Source organism: Bacteroides stercorirosoris (assembly GCF_900142015.1).
GTDB lineage: Bacteria > Bacteroidota > Bacteroidia > Bacteroidales > Bacteroidaceae > Bacteroides > Bacteroides stercorirosoris.
Genome location: NZ_FQZN01000008.1, coordinates 24,821 through 44,813, shown reverse-complemented (window position 1 = coordinate 44,813; position 19,993 = coordinate 24,821). Strand labels below are relative to the sequence as shown.

At 42.9% G+C, this 19,993-nt stretch carries 7 protein-coding genes; 6 read left to right on the top strand and 1 reads right to left on the bottom strand.

All coding sequences use genetic code 11. The features are described 5' to 3' along the window. The first annotated feature begins 15 nt into the window (after positions 1-15). From BUC01_RS07640 to BUC01_RS07625, 4 genes are all read left to right on the top strand, one after another. Positions 16-2,544, top strand: a complete 2,529-nt coding sequence (locus BUC01_RS07640; RefSeq protein ID WP_025831449.1) for an alpha-L-arabinofuranosidase C-terminal domain-containing protein — start codon at positions 16-18, stop codon at positions 2,542-2,544. Positions 2,545-2,717: 173 nt separating this feature from the next. Next, the gene (locus tag BUC01_RS07635) at positions 2,718-4,655 is read left to right on the top strand and encodes an alpha-L-arabinofuranosidase C-terminal domain-containing protein (RefSeq protein WP_025831450.1); all 1,938 of its coding nucleotides are present in this window, start codon (positions 2,718-2,720) and stop codon (positions 4,653-4,655) included. A gap of 149 nt (positions 4,656-4,804) precedes the next feature. Next, a complete protein-coding gene (lacZ, locus tag BUC01_RS07630) occupies positions 4,805-7,900 on the top strand; it encodes a beta-galactosidase, LacZ type (protein ID WP_025831451.1) in 3,096 nt (1,031 codons plus the stop codon). Positions 7,901-8,204: 304 nt separating this feature from the next. Then, positions 8,205-10,886 carry a hybrid sensor histidine kinase/response regulator gene (locus tag BUC01_RS07625; RefSeq protein WP_025831452.1) on the top strand — a complete coding sequence of 894 codons (2,682 nt, stop codon included), beginning with the start codon at positions 8,205-8,207 and terminating at the stop codon, positions 10,884-10,886. A gap of 66 nt (positions 10,887-10,952) precedes the next feature. Here BUC01_RS07625 and BUC01_RS07620 read toward each other — a convergent pair whose 3' ends face one another. Then, entirely contained in the window at positions 10,953-15,089 is a 4,137-nt protein-coding gene (locus tag BUC01_RS07620) for a hybrid sensor histidine kinase/response regulator transcription factor (protein ID WP_081795781.1), read from the bottom strand. A 225-nt stretch (positions 15,090-15,314) separates the two neighbouring features. Here BUC01_RS07620 and BUC01_RS07615 point away from each other — a divergent pair, with 225 nt between their 5' ends. Both BUC01_RS07615 and BUC01_RS07610 read left to right on the top strand, forming a co-directional pair. After that, positions 15,315-18,281 carry a SusC/RagA family TonB-linked outer membrane protein gene (locus BUC01_RS07615; protein WP_073313239.1) on the top strand — a complete coding sequence of 989 codons (2,967 nt, stop codon included), beginning with the start codon at positions 15,315-15,317 and terminating at the stop codon, positions 18,279-18,281. 11 nt (positions 18,282-18,292) lie between these two features. Then, positions 18,293-19,963: a RagB/SusD family nutrient uptake outer membrane protein gene (locus BUC01_RS07610; protein ID WP_025831454.1), complete on the top strand. Its 1,671-nt coding sequence runs from the start codon at positions 18,293-18,295 to the stop codon at positions 19,961-19,963. The last annotated feature ends 30 nt before the right edge of the window (positions 19,964-19,993 follow it).

Below are 19,993 nucleotides of genomic sequence, written 5' to 3'. Positions count from 1 at the left end.
CAAATCTTATATATCATGAACAAATTGATGAAATTTTTAAGTTTGTGTCTGCTGCTATCCTTTGTGTTGCCTGTGCAGGCAAAGGTAGATGCTGTGATGAACGAACCTGACCAGGTATACCTCTTCTCGTATTCCAACCGTGACGGAAGAAGCGGTTTGAAGTTTGCCTGGAGTCCCGATGGAGAGAAATGGTTCAGCGTGGCAGATGGCTTTGCTTATGTAAACTCTGACTTTGGCCCGTGGGGACGTGCAAAAACGATGTTTAAACCCCACCTGACGCAAACCCGTGCCGACGGCAAATGGCATTGCATCTGGGCAGCCACCAATACCGGTGAAGCGCTTGCCTATGTAACCTCTCCTGATTTGCAAAAGTGGGAAGCACAGAAATACTTCTCTCCGGCCGAGCGTAGCAAGTACGAACCGAAAGACGTATTCCCCACTACTGAAAAGAAGATAGTGATAAACGGCCACGAACAGGAAGGCTGGATGCAGGAAGTACCTTATGCTACGGTTCAGAGTATCATCCGTTTTGCCGAAGCCAAGAAATACCGCCAGTCACTGAATGCCGAACGTACGGAACAAGACCCTGTTCGTTTTGCAAACCTGAAACCGGTAGAAGCTACTATCCGGGTGAAAGCTGATGAAGCCAAGAGTATCAGCAACCATCTGATTGGTATTTTCTTTGAAGACATCAACTATGCGGCTGACGGTGGTCTGTACGCTGAGTTGATACAGAACCGCGACTTTGAATATGCCCCTACTGACCGTGGTAACGACCAGAACTGGAACTCTACACATTCCTGGAGTGTCCGCGGAGAGAATGGAAAATTGAGCATCGCAACGGAGAATCCGATACATCCCAATAATTCCCATTACGCAGTGTTCGAAGTGAACATGCCTGCTGAAGTTTCTCTGGTGAATTCCGGTTTTGACGGTATTGCCGTGAAGAAAGAAGAGAAGTACGATTTCTCTTTCTTCTCAAAAATGCTGGAAGGAAAAGGCGGAAAGGTGAAAGTGGCTTTGCAGACTAAAGACGGTAAGGAGGTGGCAATGGCTGTGCTCTCCGTCACTTCCAAAGAATGGAAGAAGCAACGCGCTGTGCTGACGGCATACCAGGATGCCACGGATGCCGTACTGACTATTACTCCTCTTGTCTGGATGGGCACTCAACAACTGGCATTGGACATGGTTTCCCTCTTCCCGCAAAAGACTTTCAAAGGTCGTAAGAACGGACTCCGTGCCGACCTGGCACAGACGCTTGCCGACCTTCATCCCCGTTTTATGCGCTTCCCCGGCGGATGCGTGGCTCATGGCGATGGGATAGACAATATTTACGATTGGAAAGGTTCTATCGGCCCGTTGGAGGCCCGTAAGCCTCTGCGTAATCTTTGGGGCTACCATCAGACCCGCGGCCTGGGCTACCATGAATACTTCCTGTTCTGCGAGGATATGGGTGCAGAACCCGTACCGGTAGTTGCGGCAGGTGTGCCTTGCCAGAACTCGGGAACGTGTGCCCATCATTCCAACGGTGAACTGACTTGCATGGGACAACAGGGCGGTATTCCGATGGAAGAAATGCCGCAATATATTCAGGACGTTCTCGACCTGATAGAATATGCCAATGGAGATGCCCGCAAAACTGTATGGGGTAAGAAGCGTGCCGAAGCCGGACATCCGAAACCGTTCAATCTGAAGTATATCGGTATCGGTAACGAAGATATGATAACGGAAGTATTCGTAGAACGTTTCAAGATGATATTCGATGCTGTCAAGGAGAAATATCCCGAAGTAACGGTGATTGGTACTACCGGCCCGTTCTATGAAGGTACGGATTATGAAGTAGGTTGGGACCTTGCCACCGAACTGGGTGTGCCTATGGTTGACGAACATTATTATGTAGAACCGGGCTGGCTGATTCACAATCAGGATTATTACGACCGTTACGACCGTAAAAAGGCGAAAGTATACTTGGGCGAATATGCCGCCCACCTGCCGGGCCGCCCCAATAATGTAGAAACAGCACTTGCCGAAGCCTTGTACCTGACAGCCGTAGAGCGTAACGGTGATGTAGTGGAAATGACTTCCTACGCTCCGCTATTGGCTAAAGACGGACATACGCAATGGAATCCGGACTTGATTTACTTCAATAATACGGAAGTGAAGCCGACAGTAGGCTACTATACACAATTAATGTATGGTCAGAACTCCGGAAACGAGTATCTTGCTTCTGATGTGAAACTGAACAACGGTTGGGATGCCGTGAAGAAGCGCGTAGGAGTTTCTGTTGTGAAAGACGCCAACACAGGAGATTACATCGTGAAGTTGGTGAATATGCTCCCCGTAGAAGTATCTGCCCAGGTGAAGTTGGACGGAGCTACTTTGGTAAATCCTTCGGCTACAAAAACGATATTGACAGGTGATCCGAAAGACAAAGGAGCTAAACCTGCTTCTTCTGATTTCAAGGTAGAAGGAAATGACTTTTCTTACTCAATGCCGGCCTATTCGTTTACAGTGATACGTATCCATGAAGGCGTTGGCAAATGATGATAACAATCTAAGACTGATATTTATGTTTAATTAATAATTCGAGGATTCTGTTAACGTCTATTAGCTGTTAGACTAACGACTAGTCTAGGGTAGACTAGATGTTAGTCTGGCGGTGGACTTGCTTTCAGACCAGGGTAGACTGTCGGACCTCTTACTAAATCATATAAACCATGAGAAAATTAACCACCCTTTTAGCTTTGTCCCTTGCACTGGGTGTGCAGGCGCAGACGCATGTGATGACCGTTGATGTTTCCAAACCAACGGCACAGATACAGCCCGAAATGTATGGCATCTTCTTCGAAGACATCAACTTCGGTGCTGACGGCGGACTTTATGCCGAATTAGTGAAGAACCGTTCTTTTGAATTCCCGCAACCTTTCGTCGGTTGGGTGCCTTTCGGCAATGTAACCGTGCAGGATGCAAATCCCTGTTTCGACCGCAATCCGCATTACGTGCGTGTAGTCAATGACGGTCGTCTGTTGCGTGCCGGACTGGATAATGAAGGCTATCGCGGCATCGGTGTGAAACAAGGCGAAGAATACCGTTTTTCCGTATATGCCCGTACACCGGATGCCAAGCCGATGAAACTTTCCATCGAACTGGTGAATTCCAATGCGCAGAATCTTCTGAAAAAAGAAATAGAAGTGAGCGGCCGCGACTGGCAGAAACTGACCGCTGTGCTGAAATCTCCTTTCACCGATGCCCATGCCCGCCTGCGTATCGTTCTGGAAACCAAGGGTACGGTAGACATGGACCACATCTCCCTCTTCCCCGTCAACACTTGGAAAGGACGTGAGAATGGTCTGCGTGCCGACCTGGCGCAAGCCCTTTACGACCTCAACCCCGGTGTATTCCGTTTCCCCGGTGGCTGCATCATCGAAGGTAACAGTCTTGAAACCCGTTATCAGTGGAAGAACTCGGTAGGTCCTGTTGAAAACCGTCCTCTGAATGAAAACCGCTGGAATTATACCTTCAAGCACAAGGCATTCCCCGATTATTTCCAGACCCTCGGCCTTGGTTACTTCGAATATTTCCTTCTGAGTGAGGACCTCGGTGCAGAACCTCTCCCGGTGATAAGCTGCGGGCTCTCCTGCCAGTACGAAAGTAACGAAGTCGTTCCTATGGACGAGCTTGACCCCTACATACAGGATGCACTCGATCTGATTGAGTTTGCCAACGGCCCGGTTACCTCTACCTGGGGCAAAGTACGTGCCGATATGGGACATCCCGAACCTTTTAACCTGAAAATGATAGGTATCGGCAACGAACAGTGGGACAAGGTCTATGTAGACCGTCTGGAAGCCTTCACTAAAGCTATCCGTACGAAGTATCCCACTATCAAGGTTGTCGGCAGTTCCGGCCCCAGTGCCAGCGGTGATAAGTTCGATTACCTCTGGCCGGAAATGAAGCGTCTGGGTGTAGACCTGGTGGATGAACACTATTACATGAATCCCGACTGGTTCTTCAGCAACGCTTCCCGCTATGACAACTATGACCGTAAAGGTCCGAAAGTCTTTGCCGGAGAATATGCTTCACACGACCATTCCACGAAGAAAGATAACAACTTCCTTGCAGCCCTTTCCGAAGCAGCCTTCATGACGGGACTGGAACGGAACGCTGATGTAGTTCATCTGGCCACATACGCTCCTTTGTTTGCCCATGTAGATGCCTGGCAGTGGAATCCGGACTTAATCTGGTTTGATAACCTGCGGATGATGCGTACACCGAACTACTACGTTCAGCAAATGTATGGCATGAATGCCGGAACCGATGTGCTCAGTCTGAAAATGGACGGCAAAGCTGTTGCAGGACAAGACAGCCTCTATGCAACCGCTGCGTTGAATGCACCGACAGGTGAAATTATTCTGAAATTGGTGAATGCCGGTAGCCGGCCTGCTGAGGTTCAGATAGATTTCAACGGCTTGAAGAAACGCCAGCTTGTTGCAGGTTCATGTACTTACCTGCAAAATGATAATTGGAGAACGGTGAACACGTTGGATGAGGAAGCAATTGTTCCGCGTGTTCGTCCGGTACAAGTGAAAGGGCAGTCTCTGAAGCTTGAGCTTGAACCACGCTCGTTTGGAGTATATCGTTTGCAGGTGAAATAGGGAAATGAGTGGGGAGCAAAAGTCACTTTGGTCTGTTTTCCCCTCTTTTTGAACTATAATTCTCCTTTGAATTCATTAAATCACCCTATCTTTGTAGCAGTATGAAAAGAATTACTTTCATACTGCTACAAACATAATAACTTTATATCATGAAGAAACATCTTATCACCGGACTCTTTGCAGCCTTGGCTCTGACTGCAAATGCACAGTCCTTTAAAGAGTGGCTTGACCCGGAAGTCAATGCTGTGAACCGTGCGCCTATGCACGCTAACTACTTCGCCTACGAGTCGGCAGATGCTGCCATGAAAGGCGAGAAAGCCAAATCCGCTAACTACATGACTTTGAACGGCACCTGGAAATTCTTCTGGGTACCCAATGCTGACCAACGTCCTACCGATTTCTGGAAAGTCGGTTTTAACGACAAAGGCTGGAATGATATGCAGGTTCCCGCTGTATGGGAGTTGAACGGTTATGGCGACCCCATCTACGTAAACACCGGTTATGCCTGGCGTAACCAATTTCAGAACAATCCTCCCGAAGTTCCCACACAGAACAACCACGTTGGTTCTTACCGTCGCGAAATCCTTGTTCCGGCTGACTGGAAGGGAAAAGATATTATCGCACACTTCGGTTCCGTCACTTCCAATATGTATCTGTGGGTGAACGGCCGCTATGTAGGTTACAGCGAAGACAGCAAACTGGAAGCTGAATTCGACCTGACTCCTTACCTGAAACCTGGACAGGAAAATCTTATCGCCTTCCAGGTATTCCGTTGGTGCGATGGTACGTACCTGGAAGACCAGGACTTTTTCCGCTTCAGTGGTGTAGGTCGTGATTGTTACCTCTATGCCCGCAATAAAAAACGTATTCAGGATATCCGCGTTACTCCGGACCTGGACGAAGCATACAAAGACGGTTCCCTCAGCGTGAAACTCAACCTGAAAGGCAGTGGAAATGTAGACCTGGAATTGCTGGATGCAACAGGCAAGCAAGTAGCCACCGCAACCGCCAAAGGTAGCGGAAACGTCCTGATGAATGTGGAGAATCCTCACAAATGGACTGCCGAAACTCCTTATCTCTATACCCTGCGTGCTACTTTGCAAGGCAGCAACGAAGTTATTCCCGTAAAAGTAGGTTTCCGCAAGATTGAATTGAAGGGCGACCAGATACTTGTCAACGGTAAGGCTGTCCTCTTTAAGGGGGCCGACCGCCACGAACTTGACCCTGACGGTGGCTATGTGGTATCTCCCGAACGCATGATACAGGATATTCAGGTGATGAAGAAATTTAATATCAATGCTGTGCGTACCTGTCATTATCCGGATGACAATCTGTGGTATGATCTTTGCGATAAATACGGTATTTATGTGGTGGCCGAAGCGAATGTCGAATCGCATGGTATGGGCTACAAGGAAAAGACCCTTGCCAAGAATACCGCCTATGCCAAAGCCCACATGGAGCGTAACCAACGCAATGTGCAACGTGGTTTCAATCATCCCAGCATCATTTTCTGGTCACTGGGCAACGAAGCCGGTTTCGGACCCAACTTCGAAGCATGTTACCGTTGGATAAAGAATGAAGATCCCAGCCGTGCTGTGCAATACGAGCAAGCCCACGGCAACGAATTCACCGATGTTGATTGCCCCATGTATGCTGGTTATGAGCATATGGAGAAGTATGGCAAACGTACAGATGCTAAGAAACCGCTTATCCAATGTGAATATGCCCATGCGATGGGTAATTCACAAGGTGGTTTTAAAGAATATTGGGATCTGATTCGTAAATATCCTAACCTGCAAGGTGGATTTATCTGGGATTTTGTAGACCAGTCTGTCCGTTGGAAAGGTAAAGACGGGGTAACTATTTATGCTTATGGTGGTGATTTCAATCGCTATGATGCTTCAGATAAGAATTTCTGTGATAATGGTCTTATCAGTCCTGATCGTGTGCCCAATCCGCACATGTATGAGGTCGGCTACTTCTACCAGAACATATGGACTACCCCGGCTGACTTGAAAAATGGTGAAGTAAACGTTTATAATGAAAACTTCTTCCGCGATCTGTCCGCTTATTACATGGACTGGGAAGTGTTGGCTAATGGTAAGGTAATCCGCACCGGCCGTGTAGAAGACCTCGACGTTGCTCCGCAGCAGACTGCCAAAGTGAAACTGAACATCGGCAAGACTTGCGAATGCAAGGAATGGTTGCTGAATGTGAAGTATCGTCTGAAGAACCGTGAAGGATTACTTCCTGCCGGATATGCCGTAGCGAAAGATCAGTTTGTACTGAATCCTTACAAGGCTCCTTCAATGGAACTGAAGAATACAGAAAGCGTAAACGTAGCTACTGTAGTTCCGCAAGTGCAGGAGAACGACTGGCGTTATCTGATTGTGAACGGTGAGAACTTCCGTCTGGAATTCGACAAACATAGTGGTTACCTGAGCCGTTACAATGTGGCAGGTGTGGAAATGATGAATGAAGATGCTGTTTTGGCACCTAACTTCTGGCGTGCGCCTACTGATAATGACTTCGGTGCAGGTCTGCAACAAAAGTTTGCGGCTTGGAAGAATCCGGGATTGAAGTTGACTTCTTTCAAATGGGAAACCGTAGGCAACCAGGTACAGGTAAATGCAGAATATGACATGAAGAACGTTTCTGCACGTTTGAATCTGACTTATGTCATCAATAACAAGGGTGCCGTGAAAGTAACTCAGAAGATGACAGCCGACCAGCAGGCAAAGGTATCGCCCATGTTCCGTTTTGGTATGCAGATGCAGATGCCTAAGTCATTCGAAACGATAGAATATTACGGTCGTGGTCCGATAGAAAACTACAGTGACCGTAACCATGTGACTGACCTGGGCTTGTACCGTCAGAGCGTGGATGAGCAGTTCTACTCTTACATCCGTCCGCAGGAAACCGGAACGAAGACCGACATCCGCTGGTGGAAGCAATTGAATTCCGCAGGCCGTGGCTTGCAGATTGTGGCAGAAGCTCCTTTCTCTGCATCCGCCCTGCACTACACTATCGAGTCTTTGGATGATGGTTGGGACAAAGGTCAGAGCCACTCTCCCGAAGTGAAACAGGCTGACCTGACAAACCTTTGCATTGACAAGGCACAGATGGGGCTGGGCTGTGTGAATAGCTGGGGTGCATGGCCGTTGCAGCAATATCAGTTGCCTTATGGTGATTATGAATTCACATTCATTCTCACTCCGGTGCAACATGGTATAGAAGTGGAATAAGAATTCTAAAGATTGTGTCTGTTGAAAGGCACTTGATAGCTTCATAATAGAATATCTAATAGAAGAGACATGCCGAAAACAGGCATGTCTCTTTGCTTTTTACCTCCTGTATTCATGCTTTTTCCGCTTTTTTACTTGCCTAAGTTTAGTTGTATTTCAGTTTTGTTACTTTAAATTTTAGAATATCGTTTTTTAATCATACTTTTGCCATGCAAGCTCTGTATAAAAGAAGTATAGCTTGGAATACATGGACTGCTGAAACGACAAACCTGCCAGTACTGAAGTACCGACAAAAACTAATAATATGATGGAACAAGATGAAACCCTTTCCCACGAAGAACTTTTATTAGCAGAGAGTTTGTATGCCCGTTTGCCGATAAGTATTGATATATATGATGCAAACGGCGTCTTACGTAGTATCAATGACCATGCTTTGCGCATGTATGGCGTTGATGACCGGTCAACTGTAGTGAATATTGTCAATCTCTTTCAGAGTCCCTATATGGATGAAGAACTTGAAAGAAAGATACGGGCAGGCGAAGACGTTGCTTTGGAGTTTGAGTATGATTTTGACCGGATCAACGATGATGCTTACTTTACGAGCAATAATAAAAAATCCATGATTTATGAGGCTAAAGTTGTTCCTTTGCGAAATAGCGAAGAGAAGATTATCGGCCATATCCTGCTTTCCAATGATGTGACTGCTTTAAAGGAAGCTGATTTTCGTACGGAAGAAAACAAGAAGAATCTGGAGATGGCTATGAATGCCGCCAATATGTCTTCATGGGTGTATGATGTGCGTAAGAAGAGCTTTAGTTCTTTATATGGAGAAGCGATTGCAAAGGAAATGTTGCCATGGGAAGAAATGCTGGAAATACTACATCCCCAGGATCATGCCCCATTAAAGCAGATATTTGCTCAACTGATAAACGGAGAAATACAATACGGACACATAACGCTGCGTTATTACAATGAAGCAGAAGAACAGTATCGCTATTATGAAAGCCGCATGCGTATGTCTTCCGAGCATCGGGGCAAACGGTTGATTATCGGTACACAGTTGGATGTGACCGAGAAAGTGCTGATGGCAAAAAAGACCCAGGAACTGATTACCAAACGCGAACTGGCTATGCAAGTCAGTAATATCGTCCATTGGGATTTTGATATACAAACCCTGAAAATTGAGTCATACAATGATCCTGTCAATGACTATGCCAGTGACAAACTGATGACTTTGGAAGAATTTAGGGAATTTGTATACCCCGAAGACTATTCCACCTACAATGATGCCACGCAATCCATGGTGTTGGGTGAAGACAAAATGATTGACCTGACTTGCCGTATAAAGACGAAATATGATGAAACATGGCAGTATTGTCATGTGATGGGAGTGCCTTTTGAACGGGATGAAGCAGGGCATATCATAAAGTATACCGGATTTCGTCAGAACATCTCCAAGATGCACCAACTGAACGAAGAAATAAAGGAAAGAAACTACAAGATGGAGCTTACTTTCAAAACCGTTGGTATGAGCTATTGGGATTTTGATGTAGAAAGTGGGCTTTTCAGAGCTTTCAATGATCCGGTGAACGATTATAATCCTGAAACTCCCATTACCCCGGAAGACTATATGGAACATGCACATCCCGATGATATGGATCGTATACGTGAGTTCATTGATCTTATGCTCAACGGGATAGATAAGGACTTTAGCTTTAATTACCGCACCAAGACAAAGTGGGATAAGGAGTGGCAAAGTTTGGTGATTACCGGCATCCAGTCCGAGAGGGACAGGAAGGGAAAAGTAATCCGTTATACCGGTATTAGTTTCAACAATACGGAATGGGAAAGAGTAACCCGCGAATTAAAGGAACTGAAAGAAAAGGCGGAGCTTTCCGATAAACTTAAATCTGCTTTTCTGGCAAATATGAGCCATGAGATACGTACTCCTCTGAATGCTATCGTAGGCTTTTCCGAGCTCATGGCACATTGTGACGATCCAGCAGAGAAAGAAGAATATGTAGAAATCATCCAGTCCAACAATGAGTTGCTGTTGCGCCTGATTAATGATATTCTTGACCTGTCCAAGATTGAGTCGGGAATCCTTGAACGTAAGAGGGAAACATTCAACTTGGCAAAGCTACGTAGCGAGTTGTATACGATGATCTTGCCTAAAGTGGCAAATACTGATGTCGAACTCCTTCTGGATAGTTCGGGTGCGGAGTGCAACATCTTCCTGGATAGAAGTCGGTTGAAGCAAGTGTGGTCCAACTTCCTCACCAATGCGGTGAAATGTACCAAGTCGGGACATATCAAGATGGGATACACTCTTGAACGGGGAGGTATCCGGGTATACGTTGAAGATACAGGAGTCGGCATTCCACCGGAATTGCAAAACCGGGTGTTCGGACGTTTTCAGAAGCTGAATGAATTTGCGCAGGGAACGGGACTCGGACTGGCTATCTCGCGTGCCATCATCGAAGGTGCGGGAGGTGAGGTCGGCTTTACTTCTGCTCCTGGCGTAGGGTCTACTTTCTGGGCATGGATACCATGTGAGGTAGATTTGCTGGGAAAAGAAACTCCGGTCGTTGTGCTACCCGAAAAACAGGAAATGCCTGTAAGGATAGCAAACAGAAAAGACTTGAAAATTCTGATTGCCGAAGATAATGACGGTAATTACTCATTAGTGCAGCATATTCTTAAAGATTACAACATCACGCGTGTGCTGAATGGTGTGGAGGCTATTCAAAAAGTTCGTAACGGGCACTATGATTTTGTGCTTATGGATATGAAGATGCCTATAATGGGTGGTTTGGAAGCGGTTCGGAAAATCAGGGAATTTAATAAAGAAATCATGATTATTGCACTTACGGCAAATGCTTTTGAGTCAGACAGGGTTTGTGCTTTGGAGGCGGGATGCAATTTGTTTATTGCAAAGCCTCTAAAACAAAATGAACTGCTTGGCTTGTTTGCAACGGAAGAATAAAGTCTAAAAATAACGGTAAAGAAAGCGCTTGATTAATATTGAAGTGGACTTAGAGGAGATTCTTGTTTACTTCAACTGTTTTATATACTCTGATGGAGACATTCCGTATTCCTCTTTGAAACATTCTCTGAAATAAGATACGGAGTTCAGCCCAACCTGATGGGCTATTTCTGAAATATTATACTTTCCTGAGAGCAATAGTTGCTCTGCCTTCCTGAGCCTCAGTTTACGGATAAATTCTCCTGTAGACATCCCGGTCAGGGCTTTTATTTTTCTATAAAGAGAAGAGTAGCTCATTGATAACTCCTGGGCTATTGTGGGCACATCTATTTTTTCATCCATCAAGTTTTCTTCTATGATCCTTGTTATTCTCTCAATGAATTCATTATCTATTTTGTTTAATGATTCTTTGATGATAGATTGCTTAAGATGCGTGCTTGAAGATATTAAGGAAGCTATTTTCTTTCTTCCTTCCAATAGATTGGCCACTCTGCTTTTAAGTAAAGATGCGCTGAAAGGTTTGGTGACGTAGGAGTCGGCACCGGCATCATACCCTTCTGTTTTATCTTGTAATGTGTCTTTCGCTGTCAGTAGTATTACAGGAATATGGCTGGTTGCAATGTTATTTTTAATTTCCTTGCATAACTCGATCCCATCCTTCACGGGCATCATGATATCACTGATAACTATATCGGGAATACTTGTGAAGGCAACCTGGCATCCTTGTTCTCCATTCTCTGCGACAATAACATCGTAAGCACCCATCAGTGCTTCAGCAATATAATCACGGATGCCCCCCTCGTCTTCTACTACTAAAACGATGGGTTTACTTGATTTCTCTTCGTCTATAGATTCTTTGAGATTGGCATTGATATGTATGGCATCGGGATAGGAATTATTGGTTATTAACCGGACACGGAAGGATGAACCTACATTAGGCTCACTATCCACCAGGATAGTTCCTTCATGCAAATCTACCAGGTTTTTCACTAAAGCGAGTCCTATACCGAATCCGGGTATGTTTTTTCTTATATTAGTTTGATAATACCGTTCGAATATACGTGAGATATCCTCTTGGGGGATTCCAATCCCTGTGTCAGCTATCTCAATTTCGGTGTATTCTATATCATTAGCTATAACTGACCGCAAAGCAAGCGTGATGGTTCCCTTATAGGTATATTTGAATGCATTGGATAAAAGGTTATCGACAATCATCGAAATTACTTCTTGGTCAAAATATATCTGTATTTTGTCTGCATCAGTAATAATATCAAATGTGATATCAGCATTTCTGTTCAGTTCTTTATATTTGAAACCGATTTCCTGAATCTTTTCGACAATGTTTCCTTCAATTACACATAACTTCTTGTTTTGAGTTTCTGTTTTACGGAACTCCAATATTTGAGTGACCAGATTTAACAGGCGGATTGTGCTTTTATGAATAAGAGAAATCTTCTTCATGTGTTCCTCTTGAATTCTTGAATCGCACTGCAGGTCCTCAAGTGGCCCGAGTATTAACGTCAATGGAGTTTTCAGTTCGTGAGTGATATTGGTATAAAATCTTAATCGTTCTTCATTCAATTCCTGCTGTTTCTGGGCTTTTTCTTTCTCAAGTGATAGTGAGCTGCGTAATTGCAAACGTTTTTTATAAGATTTGATAATGAAGAATACAATGGTGGCTATACTTACTATATATATCAATTTAGCCCACCAACTGAGCCAAAACGGAGGATTGATGCTTATGAACAGTGTAGAATAATTATTTTGCCACTCCTGGTTTTTATAACGGGCTTTAATATGCAATTTATAGTTGTGATAAGGAATATTGCGAAATGCAACTTGATTTTCTCCTCCTATATTAATCCAGTTTTCCTCCAATCCTTCCAGTTTATAGGCATATTCAACTTTACCTTGCAGGGATTTGTTCATGACGTTGAACGTTATGCTGAATATATTCTGATTATGATTGAGTGTGACTTTTCCGTCTGTCATAGGTATGGATATGTCAATTGCATCTTCGTGAGGATTTCTACCATAGACTTTGAATTCGGTAAATATTACCGGAGGAAGAATAATATTCGAAGGCCTGTCATTGGGATTAAAGTAGCACACACCATTGATGCTGCCGAAATAAATAGTTCCGTCTTGAGTCTTACCGACAGAGTTGTTCATATATGTACCAAATAGGGTACCGTCTTTATGGTCATAATTAAGAAATCTTTTTTCTGGCTCAAAGAAACAACTGATACCTGAATGGGTACTCAGCCAGATATTACCTTCAGAATCTTCTTCAATAGAACAGACTAAATTACAGGCTAGTCCGTTTTGGGTGTTAAACAGTTGGTAAGCATCTGACTGCTCATCAGGGAATAAGACTAATCCTTCTGTTGTTGCAATCCAAATTCTGTTTTTAGAATCTCTGAATATCTGGTTGATTGCACAATTCTCAAATATGGTGTGTTCATTTATATGTTTCATTGTCTTGCTCTCCGGATTATATATACTAATCCCTCTATTGAGAGTACCGATCCATATGTTCCCGTTTTTATCTTGTGAGACAGCTCTGATTTCATTAGTCGATAGTTGGCTGTTATCTTTATTAAGAAAATCTTTTTTCTTGGTTATCAGGTTGTAAATTTCCAATCCGTTGCTGCTGCCAATCCACACATTTCTCTGATTGTCTTCAAAGAGACAATAGATTCTTGAATTGTTTTTTTGAGGGGTATAATGGATAAATCTGTTTTCTTTGCTTAAGAATATGTCAATCTCCATATCTCCAAACCATAAATCTCCATTAGAGTCTTTTAAAGAAGAATGATAAGCATTTGATGAAATCTCTCCTGTATCGTGGGAGTAAAATCTGCAATTCTTGCCATCTTTGTTGACATTGATACCTCCTCCATCGGTTCCCATCCATACATTTCCATTGTCGCCAACACATATTGTTAATACTTCTTTGTCATTGAGCCCGTTAGTGACTCCCGGAATCTTGTTAATTCTCCAACTATGAAAGAAAGATGAAGTGCTGCTGATGAAACTGGCCCCTCCGCCGTTTGACCCTATCCATACGTTTCTGAAAGAGTCTTCAAAGATGCTATGAACGGTTGGATTTGATATTCCCCAATAGATATCCTGGATAAACATATGATTGACATCCTTTTTCCCGGATAAAATCAGGTCTGTGTCTTTGGAGTCGAAATAACAAAGATCGGATATTGTACCCACCCATATTCGTCCATCACTGGTTTTGTAGACTTTATAAACTACTCCTTGCATCGTATAGTGAATTCCACTGACATTTTTAAAATTGCGGAATGTTTCTCTGAAGGGATCAAAAAGCGATAGTCCGCTGTTGGTTGCAATCCAGATTTTAGAATTGGTATCAACGAATATAGAATGGATTGTATTATCTGGAAGTGAATTTTTGTTTTGAGGTGAATGAGTGAAATTCTTAAAACTGTTGTTATCCGGAGAGAAAATAGTGAATCCGCTATAGGTATGTCCGAGGTATAAATCACCATTGCTGCCTTCAGCCAGTGCCATGATATCATTTGAGGGAAAATCAGGAACGGTCGATGTATTATAATGTATGAACTGCGAATTGTAGGGATTGTATAAATCTAATCCTTGATTCGTTGCGATCCATACATTCCCGTTAGAAGTGACCAGAATATCTTTTATTTCATTGGATATCAGTGTCTCCGGGCTATTCTTGTCATGTAAAAAAGAAGAAAATTGTTGTGTTGCACAATCAAATACATTCACCCCCATCCATCTGTTGGCAATCCATACCTTATTATTAATAATGTCTATAGCAATTTTATTAATATCGTTGCTATTAAGCAATTCTTTATTGGGTTCTTTTAGGTAGACAGTAAACTTATCTCCGTCAAATCTATTAAGACCATATTTGGTTGCAATCCATGTGAAGCCATACTTATCCTGAGCGATATCTGTTACATAGTTGCTGGATAATCCATCTTTCATGACTAAATTAATAGTCGGAATCTGCTGGCAGAAACCTCCTATGGAGTAAACTACTAACGAGAGTAATAAGATTAACTTAAATGGGCTGCTCTGTTTCATCTTTCTACTATTTTCATCTTCAAAATTACTACTTAATCTCAAACAAATACAAAAATCAGCATTAATAAGCACAATGATGGTCGCAATCCTTCCAAAAGTCGCCCACAATTCTGTCATTGAAAAAATAACGGCGGTATTCTGAATGATACAGATGCCTGAAGTCTTGGCTCGAATTTACCTTTGTCCGGTGAAATCTTTTGGAGAGCTAATTCTCCATGCTATGTGAAACCTTAAAATGATTGCCTATGAGAAGCACATAAGAGTTACAGTTCTTTTTTATTTCATTAGCTGAAAAACATAATGAATGAGTTTAAGTAGTTAATTTTAAATCACTATTATTTTATGAAACATTTTCTTATTTGGATTTTCTTGTTTTTTTTCGCTATGTCCGGTCTTGCGCAAGATTTGAATATCAAAGGGCAAATTACGGATACATCCGGTGAATCGATTATTGGTGTGAATGTAAAGGTGAAAGGTAAGGATACCGGGACTATAACAGATATAGACGGTAACTATCATCTTCAGGCTGCTCCGAATGATATTTTGGTTGTTTCTTATATAGGTTTTATTACTCAGGAAGTGCCTGTGAAAAATAGAACGGTTGTCGATATACGTTTGATAGAAGATGTGAAAGCATTGGATGAAGTGGTAGTAGTGGGATATGGAACACAACGTAAGGCTGACTTGACAGGTGCTGTTATACGTGCAGATATTAAAACGTTGAAAAGGTCTCCCAACTCAAATGTGTTGCAATCTTTGCAAGGGAATGTTCCGGGACTTAATATTGGGCAGGTGACCAATTCGGGAGGTACTCCGTCCATGTCTATCCGTGGTACGAATACTTTGGGAGGAAACAAGGATGTTCTGGTCATTCTGGACGGTATCATTTATACAAGCTCGTTATCTTCTATAAATCCTGATGACATTGAATCTGTTGATATCCTGAAAGATGCAAGTTCTACTGCTGTATATGGTGCACAGGCTGCCAATGGAGTAGTTATGATTACTACTAAAAAAGGTGTGGAAGGGAAACCGAAAATCACTTTCTCCAGTAGTTATACATTTTCCAACCCAACTCACAATTATTGTCCGATGAATCGTGAAGAGTATCTGGATAATGTCAGAGACTTCTATTATACGGAGGCTTTCCTGGGCCCTGATTATACTACCCCTAATCCTGATTTTGATCTCGCGTCTAAATTGCCGGATGCTCCGTTGAGGGATGAAAATGGAAATGTCAGTCCTTATAATTATAATTGGTGGGACGAAGGTACACAAAGCGGACATCTGTTTGAAAACCGTTTTAATATATCCGGTGGCAGTAAATCCATCAATTATATGCTTTCGTATTCCAATACGGATCAACGTGGATTTATCGTGAATGATGATTTTAAGAGAAACAGCGTTCGTATGAATCTGAATGCGGAAATAGCTCCCTGGTGGAAAATAGGAATTCAGACTTTTGGTGCATTTGTGAATCAGGATGGTGCGGAGCCGGGTTTGTGGAATCTGATAACTCAATCTCCATTGATTGAACCTTATGACGAAAATGGCAAAATAAAGCCATATCCTTTTAATACATTGGATACCAATCCTTTTATGGGATCGGATATTGATGATTACGAACGTCATAATTACTTTTTCGGTAATATATCATCCGAAATAAAATTGCCTCTCAAAGGATTGGTATATCGGTTGAATTTTGGTAATAACTATAGAGTTGATAATCACTTTCAAGCCAACCAGTATGGATATAATCTGCAAGGAGAGGCTTATAAAGAGCATACCGGTTACTATGATTATACTATAGATAATATTCTGGCTTACAATGCCACATTTGGTGAACATCATATTGATGCCACATTCTTATATGGAGCTTCAGAGCGTAAGTACGATTATACAAAGGCTTTGGGACAAGGATTTACACGCATGACATTGGGCTATAATAGTCTGGAACAGGCAACCACCCGCTATGTATATTCGGATGCCTGGAGAGAAGCCCTTTGCTATCAGATGGCCAGAGTCAGCTATCGTTTGATGGACCGGTATTTGATAACGGGTACAGTGCGTAGAGATGGTTTTTCGGGATTTGCGGCGAATAATAAATATGCCACTTTCCCTTCCATAGCTTTGGGATGGATTATCTCAGAAGAGTCTTTCTTTAAAATACCCTGGATTGATTATCTGAAACTGCGTGGGGGATATGGTATCAGCGGAAATCAGACCAGCAGATACAAATCTTTGTCCACAGTGGCTTCTGAGATCAGATATATTTTTGGTGATGGTGGAAAGCCTGTAATCGGACAGGAGGTTTCGGCTTTGGGAAATAATAATCTGAAATGGGAAAAAACAGCGGGGATAAACTTAGGGCTTGATTTCACAATTCTGGGCCAAAGACTCACCGGTTCTGTAGAATACTATTCGACAACTACGAAAGACTTATTGTATGATGTGGCTTTGCCCGATATTACGGGATTTTCGAAGATTGCTTCTAATCTTGGAAAAATCAAAAACAAGGGTTTCGAATTTATTCTCACTTCGAAGAATATACAGACTTCTGATTTTAAATGGACTACCTCACTCAATTTCTCGACAAACTCCAATAAAATCGTAACTTTGACAGGAGAAGATAATGACGGAGATGGCATAGAGGATGATAACATATCCAGTAATCTGTTTATAGGCCAGCCCATTTCTGCGGTATATGGGTATGTGGTAGATGGCATTTATCAGTTGGGTGATGATATACCTGCCGGTTTCCATCCGGGCAATTATCGTATTGTAGATATGACCGGAGAGGGAGAAATAACCCCTGAAGACCGTGTCATTTTAGGGAAAGGAGATCCGGCTTACCGATTTGGTATTATGAATACGCTGGAGTATAAGAACTTCACACTTAGTTTCTTTATCAATTCTGTTCAAGGAGGAAAGGATGGGTATCTGGCAGCCAACTCTTCTTCGTTAGTCAGAGATCAGAATAATCTGCGCTGGAATCGTATAAGTGCATGGGATTACTGGTCACCACGCAATCCGGATGCAGTCTATGCACGCTCCATTAGTACCCCCAAAATAACTCCTACGGTATATGAAGACCGGAGCTTTGTACGTTTGCAGGATGTTTCATTGTCTTATGCCTTTCCAAAGTCTGTTACGAACAAGGTTGGTTTGAGTGAAATTGATCTGTTTTTCAGTGGGAAAAACCTGCTGACTTTTACAAAATGGCATGGTTGGGACCCGGAAGCCGGAAGTACTTATTCGGGCAGACCGGTAATGAGAAGTTTTTCTTTTGGTGTTAGTCTTACTTATTAATCTGATTTATTATGAAAATAAAAATATATACTATTACCTTGTTGCTTTCAGTAGTGCTGGGTTCGTGCAGCAGTTCTTTTTTGGATGAGAAACCTTTGGATTTCATGAGTGCAACCAATTCTTTTCTTACCCAAGAAGATATTGATTGTTCAATAAATAATCTCTATTACCTGATAAGAAGAGAATTTTATAGTAGGGATGAAAACCGTCCGATGGATTACCTTTACGGTACGGATATTGTTTATGATGGCGAACCGAATGGTACGGAGCGACATTCCAATATGATTTCAGCTTATCATTCAACTGGTAATATTGCATCGGTACACTGGTCATTGCTTTATCATACCATATCAACTGCTAATACTATTATCGACCGTCTGCCTGCTTCTGAAGTATCAGAGGAACAAAAGACGATTGCCGAAGCCAAAGCCCGTTTCTTTAGAGGATTTGCATACAGAACCTTGGCTTATCTGTACGGTGGGGTACCTCTTTTATTGACGGAAATCGTCGAGCCTAAGTTTGATTATGTCAGAGCGTCCAAAGAAGAGGTGTTGAAGCAGGCACTTACGGATGTAGAGTTTGCGGCTACTCATCTACCCAGTTTGTCCAGTGTGCAGGATGGGGAAGTTTCTAATGCAGCAGCATATCATTTGCTTTCAGAACTTTATCTGGCAACAGCTCAATATCAGAAAGCGGTGGATGCTGCTACAACAGTCATCGATGATCCGGCTACCGGATTAATGTACACTCGCTTTGGTTCCAGAGCTAATGAAGTTCCGGGAGATGTATATTGGGATTTATTCCGAAAAAATAATCAGAACAGAGGTTCCGGAAATACAGAAGGAATCTGGGTTATTCAGATTGAAACTGACACTCCCGGTGGAAGTGGTTCCTTGACGGCCAAAGACCAGACATACACTTTGGAAAGGCATCATGCTCCGATGGTTCGTGACGTGAAAGCACATGGCATGAATCCTTTTAGTTGGCCGATTGGTGACTATACCGGAGGTCGTGGCATTGGTTGGGCCATTTCGACCCGATATTTCAGTGATGAGATATGGAAAGATGATTTCTATGGAGACATGAGAAACGCAAATCATAATTTTGTGAGAAAGTTTGCAGTTCATAATAAAGAGTATGCCAAACTTTACGGAGATACCATTGACACTCAGAATCCGCCGGTAGGGGTTACGGTCCCGTCTCGTCCGCTCTATGCTTATCAATCCAAGTGCACTACTCCGTATAATCATCCGGATGGTTTGTATTCCAATTCCAAAACTTTTGCACTTAACAGTGGAGCCGGTGCTACATACACGGATCAATATATGTTCAGGCTTGCCGAGACTTACTTGTTGCGTGCTGAGGCTTATCTGGCTTTAAATGATAAGAATAAGGCAGCGGCTGATATCAATGTGATTCGCGATAGAGCTCATGCTAAGCCTGTATCGGTATCTCAGGTAACATTGGATTATATTCTGGATGAGAGAATGAGAGAGTTAGGCGTAGAAGAAAGACGTAGAATAACGTTGATGAGAATGGGAAAACTTTACGACCGCGTGATGAAATGCAATCCCTATTATGCTAAGGAGATGGAAAAACATTATGAATTATGGCCAATACCTTATAAGGAAATTGAAGCTAACAGAGGAGCTGTGTTAGAACAGAACCCCGGATATGAATAAAGATGATAAGTAGTAATTAAAATATAGTTT